This window comes from Streptomyces sp. NPDC006174 (assembly GCF_040614075.1).
Lineage (GTDB): Bacteria > Actinomycetota > Actinomycetes > Streptomycetales > Streptomycetaceae > Streptomyces.
In genome coordinates this window covers 100,947-124,204 of record NZ_JBEXTJ010000013.1, presented here as the reverse complement: position 1 = coordinate 124,204, position 23,258 = coordinate 100,947, and the positions used below count along the sequence as shown (strand labels likewise).

The following is a 23,258-nucleotide window of genomic DNA, read 5'->3' as shown; positions in this document are numbered from 1 at the left end:
ACCCTAAGAACATCAACTCCGGTCCGTAACGCCCTCTTCGTCCGTTTCGCTGCCGCTAGCGTGCTCCTCGCAACCCCGAAAGAGATCCGCAGGACACAGAGGCAGGCAGGGCACGTTGATGGGTTCCCGTACACACCGCCGCACGGCGAGCACCCGTACCAAGGCGGTCGGTGCGATCGTCGCCGCGGCGGTCGTCGGCGGTACGGTCCTCGCTCTGACCGGTACGGCGCAGGCGGCGGCGGTCGGGGCCGCGTACACCCGGACCAGTGACTGGACCAGCGGCTACACCGGCCAGTACGTCGTCACCAACGAGACCGACAAGACCCTCACCGACTGGACGCTCCAGTTCGATCTTCCGGCCGGCACGAAGATCGGCTCGCTCTGGAACGGCGAGCACACGGTGCACGGCAACCGCGTCACCGTGAAGCCCGCGAGCTGGGACAAGGAGCTGGCTCCCGGCAAGTCCGTGACCGTCGGCTTCGTCACCTCCGCCACCGGTACGGCGGGCGACCCGGCCTCCTGCCTCATCAACGACGCCACCTGCTCCGCCGGCGGCCCGGCCCCCACCCCCAGTGGCCGCCCGACGAACACCCCCACGACCGCACCCACGCCCACCTCCTCCGCCGCTTCTCCCACCGCGTCCGCGTCCCCCAGCGCAAGCGCATCGACCCCCACGCCGGCCCCCACCGCCACCGGTCGCCCCGGTGGCGGCGGGGAAACCGGCTCCCGGTTCGCCCCGTACATCGACACCTCGCTCTATCCCGCGTACGACCTCCTCGACACCGCCACCAGGACCGGAGTGAAGGAGTTCCACCTCGCCTTCATCACCTCCGGCGGCGGCTGCGCTCCGCTCTGGGGCGGCGTGACCGGGCTCGGTGACGATCAAGTGGCCCGGCAGATCGGCGCGTTGAGGTCCGAGGGCGGTGACGTCCGGGTCTCCTTCGGTGGTGCGGCCGGCGCCGAACTGGCCCTGAACTGCGCCTCGTCCGCCGATCTCGCCGCCGCGTACGGCAAGGTCATCGACGTCTACAAGCTCACCGAGGTCGACTTCGACATCGAAGGCGCCGCGCTCCCCGACGCGGCCGCCAACACCCGCCGCGCCCAGGCCATCGCGCAGCTCCAGAAGACGTACCCGGACCTGGACGTCGCCTTCACCCTGCCCGTGATGCCCGAAGGACTGACCCAGCCCGGCGTCGATCTGCTCGCCGACGCGAGGAAGAACGGCGTGCGGGTCGACGCGGTCAACATCATGGCCATGGACTACGGGCCCGCCTACAGCGACGACATGGGCGCGTACGCCATCCAGGCGGCGACCGCCACGCAGGCCCAGATCAAGGGCGTGCTCGGGCTCTCCGAGGCCGCAGCGTGGCAGGCCGTCGCCGTCACGCCGATGATCGGCGTGAACGACGTCGTCACCGAGATCTTCACGGTCGAGGACGCCACCCAGGTCGTGAAGTTCGCCCAGGAGAAGGGCATCGGCCGCCTGGCCATGTGGTCCGGCACCCGGGACAAGGCGTGCCCGGGCGGGCCGAAGCCGGCCGCCGACGCCACCTGCAGCTCGATCCAGCAGGAGCCGCTGGCCTTCACGAAGGCGTTCGCCGCCTTCGGATAGCCCCATCAGCCACCCCGCACCCCCCACGCGCGCGCCCCGGCCTGGTCACCCCACCACCGGCCGGGGCGTGCCCCTTTCCGTGCCGAAAAGATGTCCTCAAACGCCGGACGGGCTGGATGTGTCACCCGCCCGCCACTCCTGCGCGTACTCGTCGAAGATCGCCCGCAGATGGTGGCCGATCTTCAGGTAGTCCAGGTCGTCCAGGTTGGCCAGCGACACCCGTACCGACCACTCCGGCCCGTCGAAGCCGCCGCCGTTCAGCAGGACCACCGACGTCTGCTCGGCCAGCCGGAACAGCGGGTCCACCGGCTCGTAGTTGGCCTCCAGGAAGTCCGCGAACGGCTTCCCGTGCACGCGTTCCGCCTCCGCCAGCAGGTCCAGTTCGATGTAGTACGCGGCCCGCTTCGGATCCTCCGAGACCTTCATGTGCACGCCCTCCAGCAGGAGGTCGAGACGCTGCTGCACGATGGCCCGGATGCGGTGCTTGTACGCCTGGCCCTCGTCCAGCATGTCGAAGAGCGAGAACAGCGCCATCATCACCTGCTGCGGAAGCGAGAGTCCGGCCGTGTGGTTGAGCGCAACCTGCCGGGAGTCGGCCACCATGCGGTCGATGAACTTCATCTTCTCCGGCTCCAACGACAGCGTCCCGTAACGCCGGTTGAGCCGTTCCTTCTCCTCCGCGCTCTGCTCCTTCAGCATCGCGTCGATCACGTTGTCGTCGTGCAGCGCGATCACTCCGAGCCGCCAGCCGGTCGCTCCGTAGTGCTTGGAGTAGGAGTAGACGAGCAGCGTGTTGCGCGGCAGGTCGGCGGCGAGCGAGCGGAAGCCCTCGACGAACGTCCCGTACACGTCGTCGGTCACGATGATCAGGTTCGGGTTCCGCTCGCCGACGATGGAGACGATCTGCTCGGTGACCCGCGAAGAGAGCGCCAGTGACGGCGGGTTGCTCGGATTGACGCAGCAGACCATCTTCACCGACGGGTCCGCCAGCTTGGCGATCTCCTCCTCCGGATAGCGCCACTGCCGCACGCCGGTCTCGGTGAACAGGTTCGCCTCCACATGGACGACGTCGAAGCCGTACGTGTCCAGCTCCGGGATCTCCAGGTACGGCGTGAACACCGGGACCATCAGCGCGATCCGGTCGCCCTTCTTCAGGATCCCGTTCTTCATCAGCGAGTCGAAGATGTAGCACATCGCCGCCGTGCCGCCCTCGGTCGCGAACAGGCTCAGCGTCTGTCCCTCCGGCGGCCGGTGGTCGAACATCTCGTCCGCGAGGTAGCCGCGCACGATCTCCTCGGTGTGGCGCAGGATCCGGTCCGGCACCGGGTAGTTGTCACCGATCGAGGAGTCCGCCAGCTCGTGCACGAACGCGTCCCGGTCGAAGCCGAACCGCTTCACCGCCAGATCCACGCTCGCCTTCAGCAGCTCGATGCCGGGCAGCTCCGGATGCGTACGGACGAAGTGCTCGAACCGGTCCGCGCACCCGGCCTCCTCCGGCATCCCGCCGAGGTTGTCCGCCGTCCAGACCCGACGGGACTCGCGAATCGCGAAGTAGCCGAGCGCGTGGTAGGCCTCACGCGGGCCGGTGGCGGTCCAGTTGGGGTTGCCTCGGCCCGCGTTGAGCATGGCGCGGGTCGTCTTGCCTTTCTGGCCCGGCTTGTCGCTCTGCGCCTTTGTCGCGATCTGGATGAACTTGTCCTTCAGCTCGAACGGCGAGAGCTGCGCGAAGGACCGGATCTCTTCCCGGCTGAGCTTGGTCTTGGGCATGGTGTGTCCGCTCCCGTGCAGGGTCAGTGGTTGAGGATGACGATCACGGCGCCCCACACCGTCAGCAGGACGTTGCCGACGGCGTACGGAATCGTGTAACCGAGGGTGGGGATCTGCGACTTGGAGGTCTCGTTGACGGCACCGATCGCCGCCGTGGTGGTCTGGCCGCCCGCCAGGACGCCCATCAGCACCGGGAACCGGATCTTCTGTACGTAGTGGCCGACCAGGAAACCCACGATCAGCGGGACCACGGTGGCCACCGCGCCGAAGACCAGCAGTCCCCAGCCCGCCGTGGAGAGACCGCTGGTGAAGCTCGGACCGGCGTTGATGCCGACGACGGCGACGAAGAGGCAGAGGCCGAGCGTGTCCATGAACCACTGGGCGCCCGGCGGCACGTTCCCGTACGTCGGATACTTCCCGCGGATCCATCCGAAGACCAGGCCCATGATCAGCCCGCCGCCCGAGGTGGAGAGCGAGATCGGCACGCCGCCCGCGGTCAGCGCCGGAATGCCGATGCAGCCGCCGAGGAAGATGCCGAGCCCCACCCAGACCATGTCGGTGGCGAAGCTCGTCGGCACCGGCTTGCCGAGCGCCTTCGCCGCCGGGCCGACCAGGCGTTCCGGGCCGGTGAGGATCAAGGTGTCGCCGCGTTCCAGCGATGTGGAGAGCCGGTAAGGGAACTCGGCGCCCGCCCGGTACAGCTTGTCGATGTAGACGCCGACCATGAACGGCTCCCGCCGCACCTCCGCGATCGTCCGCCCGAGGTGCGCCTTCTCCGAGGCGACGACGTGCAGCGTCTCCGTCCGGTAGCCGAGCAGCTCGACGTCATCGGCCTCGGCACCGATGTGCGTGACGGGGTCGAAGTCGACGAGGTCGCCCCGGATCGCGCTGACCGCGACGGTGTCGCCGAGCCGGAGCGTACGGGACTGGTCGTGCTCCAGGACCGTCCCGTCCCGGCGGACGCCGGTGAGGTAGATCCGGCGGCCCAGCCCCTTCTGCTGCTCCTCGAAGTCGGCCACCGAGCGGCCCACCAGGTCCGGCCGGTCCACGCGGTACGCGCGCAGCACCACCTCGTAGTAGCCGGCGCCTTCGTCCGGGCTCTCGTCCGGCGCGTCCAGCTCGGCCGCGAGCTCGGCGCTCTCCTTGGCCAGGTCCCGGCGGTAGAGCCTGGGCAGGACGTTGGCCAGGAGCATCGCGCAGAGGATGGTGCCGAGCGGATACGTCACCGCGTAGCCGACGGCCACCAGGTTCGCCTGGGTCTTCGCCTCGTCGGCCGACAGACCCGGCAGCGTACCGATGGCGTCCTGCGCGACCCCGATCGCGGCCGACTGGGTGAGAGCGCCGCTCATCAGGCCGGCGCCGAGCCCGGGACCGTAACCGAGCAGGCTCGCGAAGAGCCAGGAGACCAGCAGCCCGGTCACACAGACCACGACCGCGTTGACCACCTGCGGCAGGCCGTCCTTCTTCAGCCCGCGGAAGAACTGCGGGCCGACCCGGTAGCCGAGCGCGAACAGGAACATGATGAAGAACAGGTTCTTCACCGTGTCGTCGATCTCCACCTTGAACTGCGCGCCGAGCACCAGCCCGGCCACCAGGCACCCCGTCACCGCACCCAGCGCGATCGCCCGGTAGCGGATCTTGCCGAGCAGGAAGCCGAGCGCGATGACCAGGAAGACGAGCAGCTCCGGATGGGGCTGGAAGATGTTCCGGTCGAGGAAGTCGATCACCTCAGGCCCCCAGCACGCCGACGAGGATGGGACCGGTCAGCGGCAGCAGGAAGTTGGAGAGCGTGTACGTGATCGTGTAGCCGAGGAGCGGTACGGAGCTCTGCGCCACCTGGGTGATGGAGGTGATCGCCGGGGTCGAGCACTGCTGTCCGGCGATGGCACCGATCAGCAGTGGTTTCTCGATCTTCAGCAGCTTCCGGCCGACGATCAGCGAGATCGTCGCGGGCACCAGCACCATGGCGATCCCGGCGAACGGCAGCAGCGCGCCGTACTCCTTGAGCAGCGGCCAGGCCTGCGGTCCCGCCGCCAGTCCCGTACAGGCGATGAAGACGGCCAGGCCCATGTCCTTGAGCGTGCTCGCGGCCTGCGGCGGGAACGCGCCGAAGGTCTGTCTGCGGGAGCGGAACCAGCCGAAGACCAGGCCCGAGATCAGGCAGCCGCCGCCCGTGCCGAGCGACATCGGGACGTCGCCGAGCTTGACCACGATCTGGCCGAGGAGCGAGCCGGCGACGATGCCGAAGCCGATGTAGACGAAGTCGGTGGAGTCGTTCTTGACGACCGCGCCGATCTTGGCGACCAGCCGGTTCAGCCCGCCGCGCGCGCCGACCAGCGTGAGGACGTCGCCGCGCTGGAGGACGGTCTCGCCGCTGGCCGGGAGGTGCTGGTCGTTGCGGAGGACATCGGTGATGTAGACGCCGTCCTCGCGGAACTCCGGGTGGCTCTTCTCCAGCCGGTCGATGGTCGAACCGGCAGAGGCCTTCTCGGTGACGGCGACCTGGCTGGTGGCCAGCGGCGCGTCGAGCCCCGGAACGGCCGGGGTCTCCGGGCCGATCTCGCGGCCCGCCTCGATGATCGCCGAGCGTCGGCCGACGACCTGGACGAGGTCGCTGAGCGTCAGTTCCAGCTCCGGAGAGGGCGTCAGCAGCTTGCTGCCGCGCTTGATGCCCTCGACCGTGATGTGGCCGCCGAGCGAGTTCTCCAGGTCGCCGACCGTACGTCCGTCGGCGTGGGTGACCAGGTAGGTGCGGCCGACCATGCCGGGCAGCGCCTCGCGCTCGTCGGCCTCCAGCCCGGCCTGGCCGCCGCGCATCTTCTCCCACAGCTCGCGCGAGGCGTCGGCCAGGTTGATGCGGAGCAGCATCGGCATGATCTGGCTGGTGAAGAGGACGATGGTGATGAGGCCGAACAGGTAGCAGACCGTGTAGGCGGTCGCCACATGCCCTTGGTACTGCGTGATCTGCTCGGAGGTCAGATCGCTGAGCTTGCCGATCGCCTCGGAGGCCGTACCCACGACGGCGGACTCGGTGGCCGCTCCCGCCAGGATCCCGGCCGCCGTGCCGACGTCAAGATCGAAGACCTTGGCGAGCCCGTAGGCGATCCCGAGGACACAGACCAGCTCGATCAGGCAGAGAGCGAAGAAGCGCAGGCTGGAGCGGTTGAGGTGGGCGAAGAACTGCGGCCCGGCCATGTAGCCGAGCGAGAAGATGAACAGCGCGAAGAAGACGGTCTTGACGTCGTCGTCGACGCTGACGTGCCGGGTGCCGATCAGCAGCGACACGATCAGCGTGCCGCAGATACCGCCGAGCGTGATCGGGCCGACGCGGAGCTTGCCGACCAGGTAGCCGGCGGCGAGACAGAAGAAGAGGGCCAGTTCGGGATGGTCGCGCAGTACGCCCATCCCGCGTCACCCACCGATTCCGGTGTCGACGGCGCACATGATCAAAGGGGACATAAGGGTGAAATTAACAGGGGTGGGATCTCCTGGCACTTCATCCCGCTCCGGTGACTCCCGTTCACCTCTCGACGGGTGGCCGGGTCCGGGGCCCTCGCGTGACGCGCTGGACATCCTTCGGCAACGGAATCGTCTTCAACTCTTGACACCCACCCCCTTGAGGCAGGAACCTTCCGGCATCGGCGCATGGGAGCGCTCCCACGAATATGGGGAGGGGATCCCGCGCGCTTCCGTCCGGTGGGGCTTCCCGGTCCTCCCGTAGGGCCTCCCCGTCCTTCCGCAGGACTTCCCGAACACTTCCCCGCACCAAGGAGCAGTGGAATGCGCATCACCCGCAGCGTTGCCGGTCGACGCCGGAGAACCGCGATCGTGGCCACCTCGGGCCTGACGGTCACCGCCCTGCTGCTCACCGGCTGCGGCGGCTCGTCCGACTCCGGCAGCAAAGGCGCCGACGCCGACGGCAACATCACGCTGACCCTGGCCGACTTCGGCCAGTTCGGCTACAAGGAGGCCGGGCTCTTCGAGAAGTACCACGAGCTCAACCCGAAGATCACGGTCAAGGAGGACACCACCGCCGAGGAGAAGAACTACTACCCGAAGCTGCTCCAGCAGCTGAACTCGGGCAGTGGCCTCGCCGACGTCCAGGGCATCGAGGTCGGCCGGATCAAGGAGATCGTCGACACCAAGGCGGACTCCTTCGCCGACCTCTCCAAGGTGATCGACGTCGACCAGTGGGTCTCCTGGAAGGCCAAGCAGGCCACCGCGCCGAGCGGCGCGGTGATCGGCGCGGGCACCGACATCGGCCCCATGTCGCTCTGCTACAACCGTGAGCTGTTCGAGAAGGCCGGCCTGCCCACCGACCGCGCCGAGGTCGCCGAGCGGACGGCCGGCGGCTGGGAGGACTTCCTCGCACTCGGCGAGGAGTACAAGAAGAAGGCGCCCAAGGGCACGTACTTCATGGACTCCGCCAGCGCCATGTTCAACGCGGTCGTCAGCTCCAGCCCCGAGCAGTACTACGACGCGAGCGGCAAGCCGGTCTACAAGGAGAGCTCCAGCGTTCAGAAGGGCTGGGACCTGGCCGCCGAGGCCGCGTCCAAGAAGCTGACGCAGGGCCTGGCCCAGTTCGAGGACCAGTGGCAGGCGGCCCTGCGCAAGAGCACCGTCGCCACCGTGGTCTGCCCGGCCTGGATGGCCGGCCAGATCTCCACGTACGCCGGTGACGCCAACAAGGGCAAGTGGGACATCACCAGCGCGCCCGGCGCCACCTCCGCCAACTGGGGCGGCTCCTTCCTCGCCGTACCGAAGTCCGGCAAGAACGTCGACGAGGCCGCCAAGCTCGTCAAGTGGCTGACCGCCCCCGAGCAGCAGGCCGCCGTCTTCAAGGCGATCGGCGTCTTCCCGTCCAACCAGGGCGCCTACGAGCTGCCCGACGTGAAGAGCGCCACCCTGCCGTACTTCAACAACGCGCCGATCGGCCAGATCTACGCGGACGGCGCGAAGTCCATCCCCGAGGCGGTGCTCGGCCCGAAGGACGGCGTGATCAAGGACTCGATCTCCACGCAGATCAACAACATGGAGCAGCGCGGCACGAAGCCGGACGCAGCCTGGGACGTCGCGGTCCGCACGATCGACAAGGCGATCGGCTGACCTGACCCGGCCACGCGCGGCCCGGCCTGACCCGGCGCCGCGCGGACCCGGCGCCGGGGCGGGCGGACGCCTCCTGTCACGCCCGCCCGCCCCGGCCGGCCACTCGCCGTCGTACCGCCGCCCGATCATCAGCCGCACGCCGGCGCCCCCAGGGAAGGACTCCCGCCCGTGGCAACCTCGACCCCCACCCGGGACGCGTACGCATCACCGCCCCGCGAACCGCAGAAGGAACCACCGTCCGAGCGGCGGCAGTTGTGGCGCAGCCGGCTGTGGCGGTTCGATGACAAGGCGTCCCCGTACGCGTACATAGCGCCGTTCTTCCTGATCTTCGGCGCCTTCGGCCTCTACCCGCTCCTCTACACCGGCTGGATCGCGCTGCACCGGGTCTCGATGACCGGTCTGGACTCCATGGAGTGGGTGGGCTGGGAGAACTTCGACAAGATCCTGCACGACCCGGAGTTCTGGACCTCGGTCAGCAACACTTTCCTGATCGGCGTCATCTCGACCGTCCCGCAGCTCCTGGTGGCCCTCGGCCTCGCGCACCTGCTCAACTACCGCCTGCGCGCCAGCACGTTCTGGCGCACGATCATCCTCACGCCGTACGCGACCTCCGTCGCCTCCGCCGCTCTCGTCTTCGCTCTGGTGTTCCGGGCGGACGGCGGACTGCTCAACTGGACGCTCGGCCTCGTCGGCTTCGACCCGGTCAACTGGGCCAACGGACACTGGACTTCGAAGCTCGCCATCTCGATCATCGTGATCTGGCGGTGGACCGGCTACAACGCGCTGATCTACCTCGCGGCGATGCAGGCGGTGCCCAACGACCTCTACGAAGCGGCCTCGTTGGACGGCGCCTCGCGCTGGCAGCAGTTCCTCAAGGTGACCATCCCCTCGCTGCGGCCGACGATCCTGTTCACGATCGTCATCTCGACCATCGGCTCCATGCAGCTCTTCGGTGAGCCGCTGCTGCTGGAAGGCGGCGCGATGGGCGCCACCGGCGGCAACGAGAACCAGTACGAGACGCTCAGCATCTACCTCTACAACTACGGCTGGAACCTCGGACACCTCGGTCCGGCCGCCGCCGTCGCCTGGGCGATGCTCGCGCTCCTGCTCCTCATCGCGGCCGTCAACTGGCTCATCGGCCGCTACGTCGTCCGCACGTCCGACTCCGCGGTCCGAAGGGGAGCGACCCGATGACCATGACCAGCCCCACTCCCACCGCCCCCGTGAAGCTCGCGCCGACGGCACCGAAGAGCGGCGGCCCGGCCCGGCCGAGCCGCTTCAGGATGGGCGCGGGCCAGCAGATGAAGGGCGGCCCGTTCGCGTACATCGCGCTCGCCGTCGTCGGCTTCGGCTCACTGCTGCCGCTGTACTGGACCCTGGTGGCCGCCTCCCGCACCCAGGACGAAGTCCTCGCCTCCACACCGCCGTTCCTGCCGGGCGGAAAGCTGGTGGAGAACATCTCCACCGCCTGGGAGCAGGCCAGTCTCGGCAAGGCGATCCTCAACAGCGTCATCGTCTCGTCGTCCATCACGGCCGCGACGCTCTTCTTCTGCACACTCGCCGGCTACGCGTTCGCCAAGATGCGCTTCCGCGGCCGGGGTTGGCTGATGACCGCCGTCATCGCCACGCTCACGATCCCGCCGCAGCTCAGCGTGGTCCCGCTCTTCATGATGATGTCCGGCCTCGGCTGGGGCGGACAGCTCGAATCGGTGATCTTCCCGACGCTGGTGAGCGCGTTCGGCGTGTTCTTCATGCGCCAGTACCTGATCGAGGCGCTGCCGTACGAGCTGATCGAGGCGGCCAAGATCGACGGCGCGAACAACTTCCGCATCGTGGTGAGCGTGGTGCTGCCGGTGGCCCGTCCCGCGATGATGGTGCTCGGGATGCTCACCTTCGTCCAGGCGTGGAACGACTTCTTCTGGCCCTACCTCGCCCTCAACCAGCAGAACCCGACCCTCCAGGTGGCGCTCGGCCAGCTCAGCGCCTCGTACACGCCCGACCAGTCCATCGTCATGGCCGGCGCGCTGATCAGCACGCTGCCGCTGCTGGTGGTGTTCGTGGTCTTCGGCAAGAAGATCGTGGGCGGGATCATGTCGGGCGCGGTCAAGGGCTGACGCCACTTCGTGGCGCGGTCACCCCCTGACGCCACTCCGTGGTGCGGTCACCCCCTGACGCCACTTCGTGGTGCGGTCACCCCCTGACGCCACTTCGTGGTGCGGTCACCCCCTGACCGCACCACCCCTTCCACCTCACTCCTCCTCCTACTCCTCTGGGAGCGCTCCCACATGACAGTCGTACGATCCGACACCGCCCCGCACCAGGCCCCAGCGGCCCTCGCCCCCTTCCCGACGGGCTTCGTCTGGGGCGCCGCCACGGCCGCGTACCAGGTGGAGGGCGCGGCCACCGAGAACGGCCGCACGCCCTCCATCTGGGACACCTTCAGCCGCACGCCCGGCAAGGTCCTGAACGGTGACACCGGAGACGTGGCCGCCGACCACTTCCACCGCTACCGGGACGACGTGGCGCTGATGAAGCGGCTCGGCCTCAAGGCGTACCGCTTCTCCGTCTCCTGGTCCCGCGTCCAGCCCACCGGCCGCGGTCCCGCCGTCGAACGCGGCCTGGACTTCTACCGCTCGCTGGTCGACGAGCTGCTGGCGGCCGGCATCACGCCCGTCGCCACGCTCTACCACTGGGACCTGCCACAGGAGTTGGAGGACGCGGGCGGCTGGCCGGAGCGCGCGACGGCCGAGCGGTTCGCCGACTACGCGGCCATCATGGCGCGCGCGCTCGGCGACCGGGTCGGGATGTGGACGACGCTCAACGAGCCCTGGTGCACGGCCTTTCTCGGTTACGGCTCCGGAGTCCACGCTCCCGGCCGCACCGAACCGGCCGCCGCGCTGCGGGCCGCCCACCACCTCAACCTGGCCCACGGCCGGGCGACCGAGGCGCTGCGCGCCAACCTCCCCGCCGCCGCGCAGACCTCGGTCACCCTCAACCTCCACCAGGTGCGCCCGCTCACCGGCAGTGAGGCGGACGCGGACGCGGCGCGCCGGATCGACGCGGTGGGCAACCGGATCTTCACCGGCCCGATGCTGCGTGGCGCGTACCCGGACGACCTGCTGGCCGACACCGAACGCCTCGTGAACTGGCGGGAGTTGGTCCGCGACGGAGACCTCGCCGCCATCGCCGCTCCGATCGACGTGCTCGGCGTCAACTACTACACGCCCACGATCGTCTCCACGCCCGACGACGGCGCCGGAGACACCCGCAACGACGGCCACGGCAGCAGCGACCACTCACCGTGGCCCGGCTCGGAGCACGTCGCCTTCCACCTCGCCGAAGGCAAGCCGCGTACGGCCATGAACTGGTCGGTCGACCCGAACGGCCTGTACGCCCTCCTCATGGACGTGGCCCGCGAGAACCCGGGCCTGCCGCTGATGGTCACCGAGAACGGCGCGGCCTTCGAGGACGTGGTGGACGCGGACGGCCAGGTCCACGACCCGGAGCGGATCGCCTATCTGCGTGGCCATCTCGCCGCCGTGCAGCGTGCGGTCGCCGACGGTGCCGACGTGCGCGGCTACTTCCTCTGGTCGCTGATGGACAACTTCGAGTGGGGATACGGCTACGCGAAGCGGTTCGGCGCGGTCCACATCGACTACGAGACCCAGCTCCGCACGCCGAAGGCGAGCGCGCACTGGTACAGCGAGGTGATCGCACGCCACGGACTGCCGCCGGAGGTGTGACGCCTTGAGCGCTGTGGGTCCCGGTGGCGGCATACCGGGGCCCACGCCTTCATCCGGTCTTGGGAGCGCTCCCAATACACTGTCCGTACGCTCGTCGGAGTGATCGATCCAGGACTTGGATTGACTGTACGGCTGTGAGAAATTGACCGGGAACGGGGAGGCAGCCATGGCGGCAGCGCGAGTACGGAACGGCGGGCGGCCCACGCTCGAAGAGGTGGCGGCCCGAGCCGGAGTCGGCCGCGGCACCGCCTCCCGCGTCATCAACGGCTCACCCCGGGTCAGCGAAGCGACCCGCGAGGCGGTCGAGGCGGCCGTCGCCGAACTGGGCTACGTCCCCAACCGCGCCGCCCGCGCTCTCGCCGGCAACCGCACCGACGCCATCGCGCTGGTGGTGCCGGAGCCGGAGACCCGCTTCTTCGCCGAACCGTACTTCTCCGCCATAGTGCGCGGTGTCGGAGCGGCCCTCGCCGACACCGAGATGCAGCTGCTCCTCACCTTGGCGGGCAACGACCGTGAGCGCCGCCGCTTGGCGCAGTACCTGACCGCGCACCGGGTCGACGGGGTCCTGCTGGTGGCGGTGCACGCGGACGACCCGCTGCCGGAGCTGCTGGAACAGCTGGGTATGCCGTGCGTGATCAGCGGCGCCCGGCACGGGGCCGAGCCACTGACCTCGGTCGACTCGGACAACTTCGAGGGCGCGCGGGCCGCCGTCGACCACCTGATCTCCCGGGGCCGCCGCTCGATCGCCACGATCACCGGCCGTCTGGAGGTCTACGGTGCCCAGCGCCGCCTGGACGGCTACCGCGCCGCCCTCGCCGCCGCGGGCCTGCCGCCGGACGAACGCCTCATCGCGCCGGCCGACTTCACCGAGGAGGGCGGCGCGCGGGCGATGCGCGAACTCCTGACCCGCCGCCCCGACCTGGACGCGGTCTTCGCCGCCTCCGACGTGATGGCGGCCGGCGCCCGCCAGGTCCTGCGCGAAGCGGACCGCCGCATCCCCGAGGACGTGGCCCTGATCGGCTTCGACGACTCGGTGGTCGCGCGCCACATGCACCCGGCCCTCACCAGCGTCCGCCAGCCGATCGAGGAGATGGGCCGCCGCATGGCCGAACTGCTCCTGGAAGAGATCGCGGGACGCGTGGGCGAGGAGCGGCCGACGGTGGTGCTGCCTACGCAACTGGTGGTGCGCGACTCGTCGTGATCGCCTTGAGCGGTAGCCGGGCCTCCGGATTTCACCAGTTCTTCACGCGTCTCCGCTCCGACGGCTAATGTTCGCTGCGTACGGCGAATGTGTGACGCACCACACACCTCACGCAACGGGCTGCCGGGTGCGTTCGCCGCCTCACCGCCGGGTTCGGCGCTCCGGCCGGCCGGATGGAGACGTACACCGGGGTGACGCTGCCGCACGGAGAGTCGCCGCGGCGGCCGGACGGGGTGATCCGGGTCGAGCGGGCGGGCAAGCTGTGGACGGCGCTCGTCGAGACCAAGACCAACGGGAACGCGCTCAAGCCCGACCAGGTGCAGGCGTACATGGACATCGCCGCCCGCCGGGGATACGAGGCGGTGATCACGCTCTCCAACGATGTGGCGCTCGAAGGCAGCCCGCTCGTCGACGTACGGATCGACGGCCGGCGCAAGCACAAGGTGGCCCTCTGGCACCTGTCCTGGGCCGAGGTCGTGCACCAGGCGCAGATGCTGATCCGCCACGAGGGCGTCGGCAACGCGGCCCACGCCTGGTTGCTCCAGGAGCTGCTCCACTACCTCCAGCACGAGAACTCCGGCTGCCACGGCTTCCAGAACATGGGCGCCGCCTGGGTCCCGGTGCGCCGGGGCATCGACGACGAGACTCTGTGCCAGGGCGACGCGCGGGCGCTGGAGGTCATCGAGAACTGGGAGCGCCTGGTCCGCCAGGTCTGCCTGCGGCTCGGCGGTGAGCTGGGACAGAAGGTCCTGCCGGTCCAGCGCACCCGGCGCGGCTCCGACCCGCGGACCCGCCGCACCGAGCTCGCCGACCACCTCTGCGAACAGGGACGGCTCAACGCGGAGATCCGGATCGAGGGCACGCCGGGCGTCCTGGCCATCACCGCCGACCTGCGCACCGGCAAGCTCCGTACGTCGATCGAGATCCCGTCCGCCGGGCCGGGCTATCCCCTCAGCCGGGTCAAGCGGCTGATCCGGCGGCTGGCCGAGGCCCCTGCCGACCTGCACATCGAGACGCTTGTAGACGGCCCGTCCCCCGGCCCGCGCGGCACGCTGGAGCGGCTGCGCCCGGAGCCCGCCGACATCGTCCCGAAGGACGGGGCGCAGATCACCGGCTTCCGGCTCTCCCTGTTCAAGGGCATGGGCAACGGCCGGGGCGCCGCCGAGACGGGCTTCATCCGCAGCGTCGACGAGGCCGTGGACCGCTTCCACGCCCAGGTCGTCGCCCATATGGAGGCGCCGGCCCGCCGCTCCCGGAGCGAGGAGCCGGCCGGCTGACCGGCCTCCGTACATGAAGAAGGGCCCCGGTCCGAAGACCGGGGCCCTTCTCTCAGGGTGAGTAACGGGACTTGAACCCGCGACATCCTGGACCACAACCAGGTGCTCTGCCAGCTGAGCTATACCCACCGTGTCGCCCGGTCGTTTCCGACCGGCCGAGAAAAAGTGTACAGGGTCCGGGAGGGTGCTCGCGCCCCTGTTTCCCGGGGCCGTTCGCACGGCCGTGACCAGCGGATTTCTCCGATGCGCCGCGGACGGTTCGCTACGGTGCGGCGCGGATCACGTGACGCGCCGCGATCTCCTTGGCGCGCTCCGAGTCCGGGCCGGGCTGCGGGACGAAGACCGCCTCCCGGTAGTAGCGGAGCTCCGCGATGGAGTCGCGGATGTCCGCCAGTGCCCGGTGGTTGCCGTTCTTCTCCGGGCTGTTGAAGTACGCCCGGGGATACCAGCGGCGGGCCAGCTCCTTGACCGAGGACACGTCCACGATCCGGTAGTGGAGATAGCCCTCCAGCTCCCGCATGTCCCGCGCCAGGAAGCCGCGGTCGGTGGAGACCGAGTTTCCGCAGAGCGGGGCCTTGCCCGGCTCCTTCACATGCTCGCGGACGTACGCCAGGACCTGCTCCTCGGCGTCGGCCAGGGTGGTGCCCTGGGCCAGCTCGTCGAGGAGGCCCGAGGTGGTGTGCATCTGCCGCACCACCTCGGGCATGGTCTCCAGGGCCGCGTCCGGCGGGCGGATCACGATGTCCACCCCGTCGCCGAGCACGTTCAACTCCGAGTCGGTGACCAGGGCGGCCACCTCGATGAGTGCGTCGTCCGTCAACGAGAGCCCGGTCATCTCGCAGTCGATCCACACCATGCGGTCGTTCATGCGCCCCACCCTACGGGGCGCTCCGCTGTCCCGGCAGGGCCGGGCGCCCGGGAACGTACGCGTCGGGGACCGGCAGCGAGTGCTCCGAGGAGCCCGCCGACGCCGCCACGGAGACCGGAGCCGAGGAGCCCATCGGGGCGCCCCTGCGGCCGGACGGCGAGCCCTGGCTGGGCACGACCGTCTCCAGCACCGTCGCGGCGCTCTCCGCCACCCCCTGCGGACGACGGGCCCGGTAGGCGGCCCGGTACGCGGCGGGGGAGGAGCCGAGCTGGCGGCGGAAGTGCCCGCGCAGCGCGACCGGTGAGCGGAAGCCGCAGCGTCCGGCGACCTCGTCGACCGAGTAGTCGGAGGTCTCCAGCAGCCGCTGTGCCTGAAGCACCCGCTGGGTGATCAGCCACTGGAGCGGTGCGCTCCCCGTGAGCGAGCGGAACCTGCGGTCGAAGGTCCGCCTGCTCATGTAGGCGCGCGCCGCGAGCGTCTCCACGTCGAACTGCTCGTGCAGATGCTCCAGCGCCCAGGCCACGACCTCGGCGAGCGGGTCGGAGCCGATCTCTTCAGGTAAAGACCTGTCCAGGTAGCGCTCCTGCCCGCCACTGCGCCGCGGCGGTACGACGAGCCTGCGGGCCAGTGCGCCCGCCGCCTCGGTGCCGTGGTCGGTGCGGACTATATGGAGGCAGAGGTCGATACCCGCCGCCGTACCGGCGGAGGTCAGCACATCGCCGTCGTCCACGAAGAGTTCGCGCGGATCGACGTGCACCGACGGATAGCGCTTGGCCAGCGTCGGCGCGTACATCCAGTGCGTGGTGGCCGGCCGGCCGTCCAGCAGACCGGCCGCCGCGAGCACGAAGGCTCCCGTGCACAGGCCGACGATGCGGGCGCCCTCCTCATGGGCGCGCCGCAGCGCGTCCAAGGCCTCGGCGGGCGGCGGCGAAGTGATCGACCGCCAGGCCGGCACCACCACGGTGCCTGCCCTGCTGATCGCCTCCAGGCCGTACGGCGTGGTCAGTTCGAGTCCACCCGTCGTGCGCAGCGGTCCGTCCTCGCCGCCGCAAACCAGCAGCCGGTAGCGGGGAACTCCCGCGTCCTGCCGGTCGATTCCGAAAACGGAGAGCGGGATGGAGCTCTCGAAGATAGGGCCGCCGCTGAAGAGCAGCACGGCAACGACTTCCCGGCGTCGCCGCCCGGTCAGCTTGCGTGCGGCCTCCGTCGCGGTGGCGGAGTCCTGGCTCATGACGCTAAGCCCCCCTCGGTGTTCGCGTCTCCCTGGTCCTTACGGGCCTGCCGCTCCTGCACGTTTCCCCTCGGTTTCGCACGGTTCCCCAGCCCCCCGATTTTCAAGATCGAATCTACTGCGTCGCGTGACCCTGCCGTGACACCTTCCCCCACCGGCGTTAAGTCGATAAGGAAACGTGGCGTGAAGCGTTCGATCACGAAGCGTTTCACCCGCGAAGCGCACAGGGAAGTGCCCTTCGCGAAGGTGGCCCGTCCGCGTCGGGTGAAAGCGTACCGCGCGGTCTCTTCCTGCCTGGTGGGCGGTGGGCTCTCCGGCCATTCCGCGAAGGGTTCGGCCGGGATGTGAAGTTGGCTGAAAATGAACGGTTGTGTGCGCTGGTTCCAGTCACGCCGGGCGCACAACTTCCGCCTGACGGCCGCCCCGGTGCGCTCCCTCGGCCCGGCGAGACGCGGCGGGTTCGGGCCACCGGTACGGGACATGACGGTCCGGCGGGGCTGAAGTGACTCCTGAGACGGCGGCAACCGGATTACCGACCGATGGACCGCGGGCGATCGGAATCGGCGGTGCGGCCCGTCGGCCCGCACGGCCCGTCGCGGCGGCGTCCTGATGCTCCGTACCGCCGCCCGGCACGCCGGAAAACAGGGCGGCCGCCCTAATCCCGTCCCGCGAAGGCCCGTGTACGACACACCCGGCATTGCCATACCGGACCGCCTCGGGCATGCTCCCTCCAACGTCACGCGTGCTTTTGCGGGGGTCTGGGCGGTGGAGGAGTGGCGCCGTACCCTTAGGGGTATGGGGTTGGGAAGATTATTCCCGGACAGAGCCGCACCTCCAGCTGAGCACCTCTCGAAACCGCTCCCTCCTCACGAGGACTCTCTTCGCCGAGATACCGATGGCCGGTCACGAAATCCCTGAACCCAAGGACCGCAAGCAGGTAGCCGACCCTCGGTCGGAGCCGCGGACGGTCGAAGAAGCGCGCCCTGCGTGCGATCCCGCCTTCCGGCACGGAGTGGTGGTCGGTTTCGACGGCTCCACCTCCAGCGGGCGGGCCCTCGCCTACGCGATCGGCATGGCCGGCAGATCGGGCTCGGGCCTGATCATCGTCCACGTGGCCAACCGGCTCCCGACCACGGTCTGGGCCGGCTGTGAGCCGCCCGTCTTCGTCGACGTCCCCGACCACCGCACCGAGGTCCTCGGCCTGGAGCTGGCCTGCGCGGACTACCTCTCCGAGGTCCCGTGGGTGCTGGTGGAGCGCGGCGGCGACATCTGCCACGAGCTGGAGGAGGTCGGCCGCGAGTATTCCGCCGACGCCATCGTCGTCGGCTCCACGCACGGCATCGTCGGCCGGATCTTCGGCTCGGTGGCGGGCCGCCTCGCCCGCCGCGCCCAGCGCCCGGTCATCGTCATCCCCTGAGCACCTCCAGGAACCCTTGTCCTACAACGAGTTGGGCCCCGCACCGTCGTCACGACGGTGCGGGGCCCAACTCGTCGTACGGCCGACTACTCGACCGTCACCGACTTCGCCAGGTTCCGCGGCTTGTCGATGTCCCGGCCCATCGCGAGGGCCGTGTGGTACGCGAAGAGCTGGAGCGGGATGCCCATGAGGATCGGGTCCAGCTCGTTCTCGTTCTTCGGTACGACGATGGTGTGGTCGGCCTTCTCCTGGACCTGGTGCGCCACGGCGAGGATCCGGCCGCTGCGCGCCTTGATCTCCTCCATCGCGGCCCGGTTCTTCTCCAGCAGATCGTCGTTCGGCACGATCGCCACGGTCGGCATCGCGGGCTCGATCAGCGCGAGCGGGCCGTGCTTCAGCTCGGAGGCCGGATAGGCCTCGGCGTGGATGTACGAGACCTCCTTCAGCTTCAGCGAGGCCTCACGGGCCACCGGATAGCCGCGCACCCGGCCGATGAACATCATCGACTTGGCGTCCGCGTACTCCGCCGCCAGCCGCTTGATCTCGTCCTCGCCCGCCAGGATCTCGCTGATCTGCTCCGGCAGCTTCCGCAGCCCGTCGATGATCCGCTTGCCGTCGGCGACCGAGAGGTCACGGATGCGGCCCAGGTGCAGCGCGAGCAGCGCGAAGGCGACCACCGTGTTGGTGAAGCACTTGGTGGAGACCACGCAGACCTCAGGACCGGCGTGGACGTACGTACCGCCGTCGGCCTCCCGCGCGATCGCGGAGCCGACCACGTTGACCACACCGAGGACCCGCGCGCCCTTGCGCTTCAGCTCCTGGACGGCGGCGAGCACGTCGTACGTCTCACCCGACTGCGAGACCGCCACGTACAGGGTGTCGGGGTCGACGACCGGGTTGCGGTAGCGGAACTCGGAGGCCGGCTCGGCGTCGGCCGGGATCCGGGCCAGCTCCTCGATCAGCTGCGCGCCGATCTGGCCCGCGTGGTACGAGGTGCCGCAGCCGAGGATCTTGATCCGGCGCACCCCGCGCGCCTCGCGCGCGTCCAGGTTGAGCCCGCCCAGGTGCACGGTGGAGAACCGGTCGTCGATCCGGCCGCGCAGGACGCGGTCCACGGCGTCGGCCTGCTCGGAGATCTCCTTGTGCATGTACGTGTCGTGGCCGCCCATGTCGTACGACTCGGCCTCCCACTCCACGGTGGTCGGCGTCGCCGTCGTGGTCGAGCCCTCCGTCGTGTACGTACGGAAGTCGTCGGCCTTCAGCGTGGCCATCTCGCCGTCGTCCAGCGTGACGACCTGGCGGGTGTGGGCGACCAGCGCGGCGACGTCGGAGGCGACGAACATCTCCTTCTCGCCGATGCCGAGGACGACCGGCGAGCCGTTGCGGGCGACCACGATGCGGTCGTTGAAGTCGGCGTGCAGGACGGCGATGCCGTACGTGCCCTCGACGTGGCGCAGCGCCTCGCGGACCTTCTCCTCCAGCGTGTCGGCCTGCGCGCGGGCGATCAGGTGGACCAGCACCTCGGTGTCGGTCTCGGAGAGGAAGACGATGCCGTCGGCGGTGAGCTTGGCGCGCAGCTCGGAGGCGTTGTCGATGATCCCGTTGTGGACGACGGCGACCTTGTTCTCCGCGTCCATGTGCGGGTGCGCGTTCTCGTCACTCGGGGCGCCGTGGGTGGCCCAGCGGGTGTGCGCGATGCCGGTGGTGCCGGCGAACCGCTTGGGGACCTTGGCCTCCAGCTCGCGGACCCGGCCCTTGGCCTTGACCATCTTCAGCGCGCCCGGCTTGCCCGCCGCCGCCTTGCCGGTGATGACGATGCCCGCGGAGTCGTAACCCCGGTACTCCAGCCGCTGCAGGCCTTCCAGCAGCAGCGGTGCCACATCACGCTTCCCGATGTATCCGACGATCCCGCACATGGATTCTTCACCCCTCCATCGACGTACACGTACCTGTCTGTGCCTGCCTGCGTGCCGCGCCCCTCGCACGGGCGCCCGGCCGCTCAGCCGTAGACGATGCGGCGCAGCTGGCGGAGCGAGAGCTCCGGCGGCGCCACGGCGCGGTGCGGCAGCTCGGCCGCGATCCGCTCGAAGATCTCCGTGTTGACCAGGCCGCCGGACTGCAGTTCGCGGTGGCGGCGCCGGACGAAGTCGTCGGTGCTCTCGTCGAAGTACGCCAGCACGTCGAGGATCACCCGGGCCGCCTCGCCGCGCTGGAGCGCGGTGGAGCGGACGAGGTGGTCGATGAGGTCGTCGTGCGACGAGCGGCGTTCAAGCACCCGTCGATATTGCTTGCCGAACCGCTCCTATGCAAGAAATCTGCCCGATATCGGGCAGGAGGGGTCTGTGGAGGTACTCGAAACGGTCACATCCGGCTCAGGATCGCGTGCTTCGCCGTACTGAACTCCTCATCCGTGAGGACTCCGGCCCGGTGCAGCTCGCCCAGCTCCCGCAGCCGCCGCAACAGCGCGTCGTGATCGGCGGCCGGCGGTTCGGCGGCGGGCGCGGCCGTCTTGGTGAGGGCCGGAGCCTCGGCGGGCGCGTCCACGGCCGTACGGGCCTGCGGCAGCCGGGCCAGGACCGCCGCCGCGACCACGACCGCCGTGTACTCCTTCTTGGACAGCCCCCACAGCTCCAGGGAGTACGGGTCGTACTTCGGCGGCGCCGAGACCGGACCGTCCACCGGCTCGAACCGCAGATAGCCGTTCTCCAGGCCTATCGACGGCAGCCAGCGCACGCCCGCGATCCGCGCCAGCGGGAACGTCGCCGGGCCGCTCGCGGTCTTGGACTCCTCGGCCTTCCAGTTCCAGGTGAGCCGTACGGTCCCGCCGTCGAAGGACGCCGTACCGTCGCCGCCTCCGCCGGAGACCGGCAGCGAGGGCCCCGGCAGCAGGAACCGGTCCACCGGGCCCTCGGGCACCTGCTCGATCAGCAGCGCGTTGCGGACCTCGTCCACGAAGTACTCCGCCACGCCCGTACGGTCCTTCTCCACGGCCAGGACGTACGGGTCGGCGCCGTCCTTCAGGCGGCCGTCGGCGGCCCGCAGCACCGGGCAGGCGCCGCCACGCAGCCGGAGCCGCAGCCGGCCGCCCTTGCGTTCCGGCTCGAACGAGATACCCGCCAAGGCCTGTACGGGAACGGCCAGTTCACCCAGAGCCAGCCGGACCGGATGCGCCTTGCCGCCCGGCACGATGCGTACCGTCTCCCCGTCGAACGTCCACGTTCCGTCGCGCTGGATAATTTCTGCCATGCCCGCGATTCTGCCAGCCGGGCGTGAGGGAGCGGGCCCGGTCCTTGACCCGTGCACCGCTCCGCGATACGCATGGTCGGCGCGTTCGGTTGCGCCGAGATCCACAGGTAGGACCCGTCGAAGGGACAGGCTTGTGCGACAGCGACAGCGACGTACGACCCCGAAGGCCCGGCCCGGAACCCTCACCAGGCTCCTCTCCACGCTCCTGCTCGTCGTGGCGGCCGCCTTCTCCACCACCGCCGCCACCTCCTCGGTCGCGGCCGCCTCCGCACCTCGCCCGCTCGGACAGCTCGTGCCCGTCCCCGCGAAGGTGGCGCCGGGCGGCTCCCCGTACGTCATCACCTCCACGACCCCGATCAGGGTCACCGGCCACTCCGGCGAGGTCCGGCGGATCGGGACGTACCTGGCGGAGCTCCTGCGCCCGGCCACCGGCTACGCGCTGCCCGTCACCGGCCGGCCGGGCCCCGGCGGCATCCGGCTGGAGCTGGGCTCGCGGGACCGGAGCCTCGGCGAGGAGGGGTACCGGCTGCGCTCCACGCCCGCCGCGCTCACCATCACCGCCCGCGCCCCGGCCGGGCTCTTCCACGGCGTCCAGACGCTGCGCCAGCTCCTCCCGGACCGGGTGGAGGCCGACAGCCGGCAGAAGGGGCCGTGGAAGATCGCGGGCGGCACCGTCACGGACGCGCCGCGCTACGGCTACCGAGGCGCGATGCTGGACGTCTCGCGCCACTTCTTCCCGGTCGCCGAGGTCAAGCGGTACATCGACCAGCTCGCGCTCTACAAGGTCAACAAGCTGCATCTGCACCTCTCCGACGACCAGGGCTGGCGGATCGCCATCGACTCCTGGCCCCGGCTCGCCACGTACGGCGGCTCCACCGAGGTCGGCGGCGTGCCCGGCGGCTACTACACGAAGGCGCAGTACCGCGAGATCGTCCGCTACGCCGCCTCCCGCTACCTGGAGGTCGTCCCGGAGATCGACCTGCCCGGCCACACCAACGCGGCCCTCGCCTCCTACGCCGAGCTGAACTGCGACGGCATCGCGCCGCCGCTCTACACCGGGACCACCGTCGGCTTCAGCTCGCTCTGCGTGCCCAAGCCGGTGACGTACGACTTCGTGGACGACGTCCTGCGTGAACTCGCGGCGCTCACCCCGGGGCCGTACCTCCACATCGGAGGCGACGAGGCGCACGCCACCAGCCACGAGGACTACGTCACCTTCATGGCGAAGGCGCAGGCGGTCGTCGGGAAGTACGGCAAGACGGTGATGGGCTGGCACCAGCTGACCGGTGCGGTGCCGGTGAAGGGCGCGGTGGCGCAGTACTGGGGCTACGACCGCACGGGCGCCGCCGAGCGCCGGCAGGTGGCGGACGCGGCGAGGAGCGGCACCAGGCTGGTGCTCTCGCCGGCCGACCGGGTCTACCTGGACATGAAGTACACCAAGGACACACCGCTCGGCCTGAGTTGGGCCGGTCTGGTCGAGGTGGAGCGGTCCTACGACTGGGATCCGGCGACCTATCTGGAAGGCGCTCCGCAGGAGGCCGTTCTCGGGGTCGAGGCGCCGCTGTGGACCGAGACGCTGACGAACAGCGCGGAGATCGAGGCGATGGCCTTCCCGCGGCTGCTCGGCGCCGCCGAGATCGGCTGGTCACCGGCGGCGGCCCGGGACTGGGACACGTACAAGGTGCGCCTCGCCGCTCAGGGGCCGCGGCTGACCGCGCTCGGGATCGACTTCTACCGCTCACCGCAGGTGGACTGGGACCGGTGAGAAAAGAGGTGAGCGCCCGAGGGAC

At 69.9% G+C, this 23,258-nt stretch carries 17 protein-coding genes, 1 tRNA gene and 1 pseudogene; 10 read left to right on the top strand and 9 right to left on the bottom strand.

Translation table 11 applies throughout. The features are described 5' to 3' along the window. The first annotated feature begins 118 nt into the window (after positions 1-118). Positions 119-1,612, top strand: a complete 1,494-nt coding sequence (locus ABZ267_RS26885; protein ID WP_356751415.1) for a cellulose binding domain-containing protein — start codon at positions 119-121, stop codon at positions 1,610-1,612. A gap of 96 nt (positions 1,613-1,708) precedes the next feature. On the opposite strand, the gene ABZ267_RS26880 is transcribed toward ABZ267_RS26885, so the two are convergent. Genes ABZ267_RS26880 through aspT (ABZ267_RS26870) form a run of 3 tightly spaced genes read right to left on the bottom strand, consistent with a single transcriptional unit; the run spans position 1,709 to position 6,784 of the window. Then, entirely contained in the window at positions 1,709-3,379 is a 1,671-nt protein-coding gene (locus ABZ267_RS26880) for a bifunctional aspartate transaminase/aspartate 4-decarboxylase (protein WP_356751414.1), read from the bottom strand. Between the two features lie 23 nt (positions 3,380-3,402). Continuing rightward, positions 3,403-5,106: an aspartate-alanine antiporter gene (aspT, locus tag ABZ267_RS26875; RefSeq protein WP_356751412.1), complete on the bottom strand. Its 1,704-nt coding sequence runs from the start codon at positions 5,104-5,106 to the stop codon at positions 3,403-3,405. A gap of 1 nt (position 5,107) precedes the next feature. Next, positions 5,108-6,784, bottom strand: coding sequence for an aspartate-alanine antiporter (gene aspT, locus ABZ267_RS26870; protein ID WP_356751410.1), 1,677 nt, complete (start codon positions 6,782-6,784; stop codon positions 5,108-5,110). Positions 6,785-7,159: 375 nt separating this feature from the next. Here aspT (ABZ267_RS26870) and ABZ267_RS26865 point away from each other — a divergent pair, with 375 nt between their 5' ends. From ABZ267_RS26865 to ABZ267_RS26840, 6 genes and pseudogenes are all read left to right on the top strand, one after another. After that, entirely contained in the window at positions 7,160-8,485 is a 1,326-nt protein-coding gene (locus ABZ267_RS26865) for an extracellular solute-binding protein (protein ID WP_356751408.1), read from the top strand. Positions 8,486-8,653: 168 nt separating this feature from the next. Beyond that, positions 8,654-9,679, top strand: coding sequence for a sugar ABC transporter permease (locus ABZ267_RS26860; RefSeq protein WP_356751406.1), 1,026 nt, complete (start codon positions 8,654-8,656; stop codon positions 9,677-9,679). Continuing rightward, positions 9,676-10,599 (top strand): carbohydrate ABC transporter permease, encoded by a 924-nt coding sequence (locus ABZ267_RS26855; RefSeq protein WP_356751404.1) that lies wholly within the window; start codon positions 9,676-9,678, stop codon positions 10,597-10,599. The genes ABZ267_RS26860 and ABZ267_RS26855 overlap by 4 nt, the downstream gene beginning before the upstream one ends. 171 nt (positions 10,600-10,770) lie before the next feature. Then, positions 10,771-12,228: a GH1 family beta-glucosidase gene (locus tag ABZ267_RS26850; RefSeq protein ID WP_356751402.1), complete on the top strand. Its 1,458-nt coding sequence runs from the start codon at positions 10,771-10,773 to the stop codon at positions 12,226-12,228. A 166-nt stretch (positions 12,229-12,394) separates the two neighbouring features. After that, the gene (locus ABZ267_RS26845; protein WP_356751400.1) at positions 12,395-13,429 is read left to right on the top strand and encodes a LacI family DNA-binding transcriptional regulator; all 1,035 of its coding nucleotides are present in this window, start codon (positions 12,395-12,397) and stop codon (positions 13,427-13,429) included. A 134-nt stretch (positions 13,430-13,563) separates the two neighbouring features. After that, positions 13,564-14,706, top strand: a pseudogene (locus ABZ267_RS26840) (TerD family protein); the annotation flags it as partial. 56 nt (positions 14,707-14,762) lie between these two features. Here ABZ267_RS26840 and ABZ267_RS26835 read toward each other — a convergent pair. From ABZ267_RS26835 to ABZ267_RS26825, 3 genes are all read right to left on the bottom strand, one after another. After that, positions 14,763-14,835 (bottom strand) — tRNA-His (locus ABZ267_RS26835). Positions 14,836-14,968: 133 nt separating this feature from the next. Further along, positions 14,969-15,574: an oligoribonuclease gene (orn, locus tag ABZ267_RS26830; RefSeq protein ID WP_356751398.1), complete on the bottom strand. Its 606-nt coding sequence runs from the start codon at positions 15,572-15,574 to the stop codon at positions 14,969-14,971. A 10-nt stretch (positions 15,575-15,584) separates the two neighbouring features. After that, on the bottom strand, positions 15,585-16,805 hold the full coding sequence (locus tag ABZ267_RS26825) for a helix-turn-helix domain-containing protein (RefSeq protein ID WP_053561135.1): 1,221 nt from the start codon (positions 16,803-16,805) through the stop codon (positions 15,585-15,587). Between the two features lie 183 nt (positions 16,806-16,988). Between ABZ267_RS26825 and ABZ267_RS26820 the strand changes: the two genes are divergently transcribed. Then, positions 16,989-17,153, top strand: a complete 165-nt coding sequence (locus ABZ267_RS26820) for a hypothetical protein (protein WP_356751396.1) — start codon at positions 16,989-16,991, stop codon at positions 17,151-17,153. Between the two features lie 547 nt (positions 17,154-17,700). Further along, the gene (locus tag ABZ267_RS26815; protein ID WP_356751394.1) at positions 17,701-18,222 is read left to right on the top strand and encodes a universal stress protein; all 522 of its coding nucleotides are present in this window, start codon (positions 17,701-17,703) and stop codon (positions 18,220-18,222) included. An 86-nt stretch (positions 18,223-18,308) separates the two neighbouring features. Here ABZ267_RS26815 and glmS read toward each other — a convergent pair whose 3' ends face one another. The 3 genes from glmS to ABZ267_RS26800 form a co-directional block, all read right to left on the bottom strand. Then, positions 18,309-20,138 (bottom strand): glutamine--fructose-6-phosphate transaminase (isomerizing), encoded by a 1,830-nt coding sequence (gene glmS / locus ABZ267_RS26810; RefSeq protein WP_356751392.1) that lies wholly within the window; start codon positions 20,136-20,138, stop codon positions 18,309-18,311. A gap of 83 nt (positions 20,139-20,221) precedes the next feature. Beyond that, positions 20,222-20,497: a hypothetical protein gene (locus ABZ267_RS26805; protein WP_003968990.1), complete on the bottom strand. Its 276-nt coding sequence runs from the start codon at positions 20,495-20,497 to the stop codon at positions 20,222-20,224. A gap of 86 nt (positions 20,498-20,583) precedes the next feature. After that, positions 20,584-21,468: a DUF4429 domain-containing protein gene (locus ABZ267_RS26800; protein ID WP_356751390.1), complete on the bottom strand. Its 885-nt coding sequence runs from the start codon at positions 21,466-21,468 to the stop codon at positions 20,584-20,586. A gap of 133 nt (positions 21,469-21,601) precedes the next feature. On the opposite strand from ABZ267_RS26800, the gene ABZ267_RS26795 reads away from it, so the two are divergent. Continuing rightward, positions 21,602-23,233 carry a beta-N-acetylhexosaminidase gene (locus ABZ267_RS26795; protein WP_356751388.1) on the top strand — a complete coding sequence of 544 codons (1,632 nt, stop codon included), beginning with the start codon at positions 21,602-21,604 and terminating at the stop codon, positions 23,231-23,233. The last annotated feature ends 25 nt before the right edge of the window (positions 23,234-23,258 follow it).

Bases quoted from the DNA above. Each gene is read 5' to 3' on its own strand.
- glmS (WP_356751392.1), bottom strand. From the start codon at position 20,138: ATGTGCGGGATCGTCGGATACATCGGGAAGCGTGATGTGGCACCGCTG.
- ABZ267_RS26850 (WP_356751402.1), top strand. From the start codon at position 10,771: ATGACAGTCGTACGATCCGACACCGCCCCGCACCAGGCCCCAGCGGCC.
- ABZ267_RS26865 (WP_356751408.1), top strand. From the start codon at position 7,160: ATGCGCATCACCCGCAGCGTTGCCGGTCGACGCCGGAGAACCGCGATC.
- ABZ267_RS26815 (WP_356751394.1), top strand. From the start codon at position 17,701: ATGGCCGGTCACGAAATCCCTGAACCCAAGGACCGCAAGCAGGTAGCC.
- ABZ267_RS26885 (WP_356751415.1), top strand. From the start codon at position 119: ATGGGTTCCCGTACACACCGCCGCACGGCGAGCACCCGTACCAAGGCG.
- ABZ267_RS26800 (WP_356751390.1), bottom strand. From the start codon at position 21,468: ATGGCAGAAATTATCCAGCGCGACGGAACGTGGACGTTCGACGGGGAG.
- ABZ267_RS26825 (WP_053561135.1), bottom strand. From the start codon at position 16,805: ATGAGCCAGGACTCCGCCACCGCGACGGAGGCCGCACGCAAGCTGACC.
- aspT (WP_356751410.1), bottom strand. From the start codon at position 6,784: ATGGGCGTACTGCGCGACCATCCCGAACTGGCCCTCTTCTTCTGTCTC.
- ABZ267_RS26845 (WP_356751400.1), top strand. From the start codon at position 12,395: ATGGCGGCAGCGCGAGTACGGAACGGCGGGCGGCCCACGCTCGAAGAG.
- orn (WP_356751398.1), bottom strand. From the start codon at position 15,574: ATGAACGACCGCATGGTGTGGATCGACTGCGAGATGACCGGGCTCTCG.
- ABZ267_RS26880 (WP_356751414.1), bottom strand. From the start codon at position 3,379: ATGCCCAAGACCAAGCTCAGCCGGGAAGAGATCCGGTCCTTCGCGCAG.
- ABZ267_RS26855 (WP_356751404.1), top strand. From the start codon at position 9,676: ATGACCATGACCAGCCCCACTCCCACCGCCCCCGTGAAGCTCGCGCCG.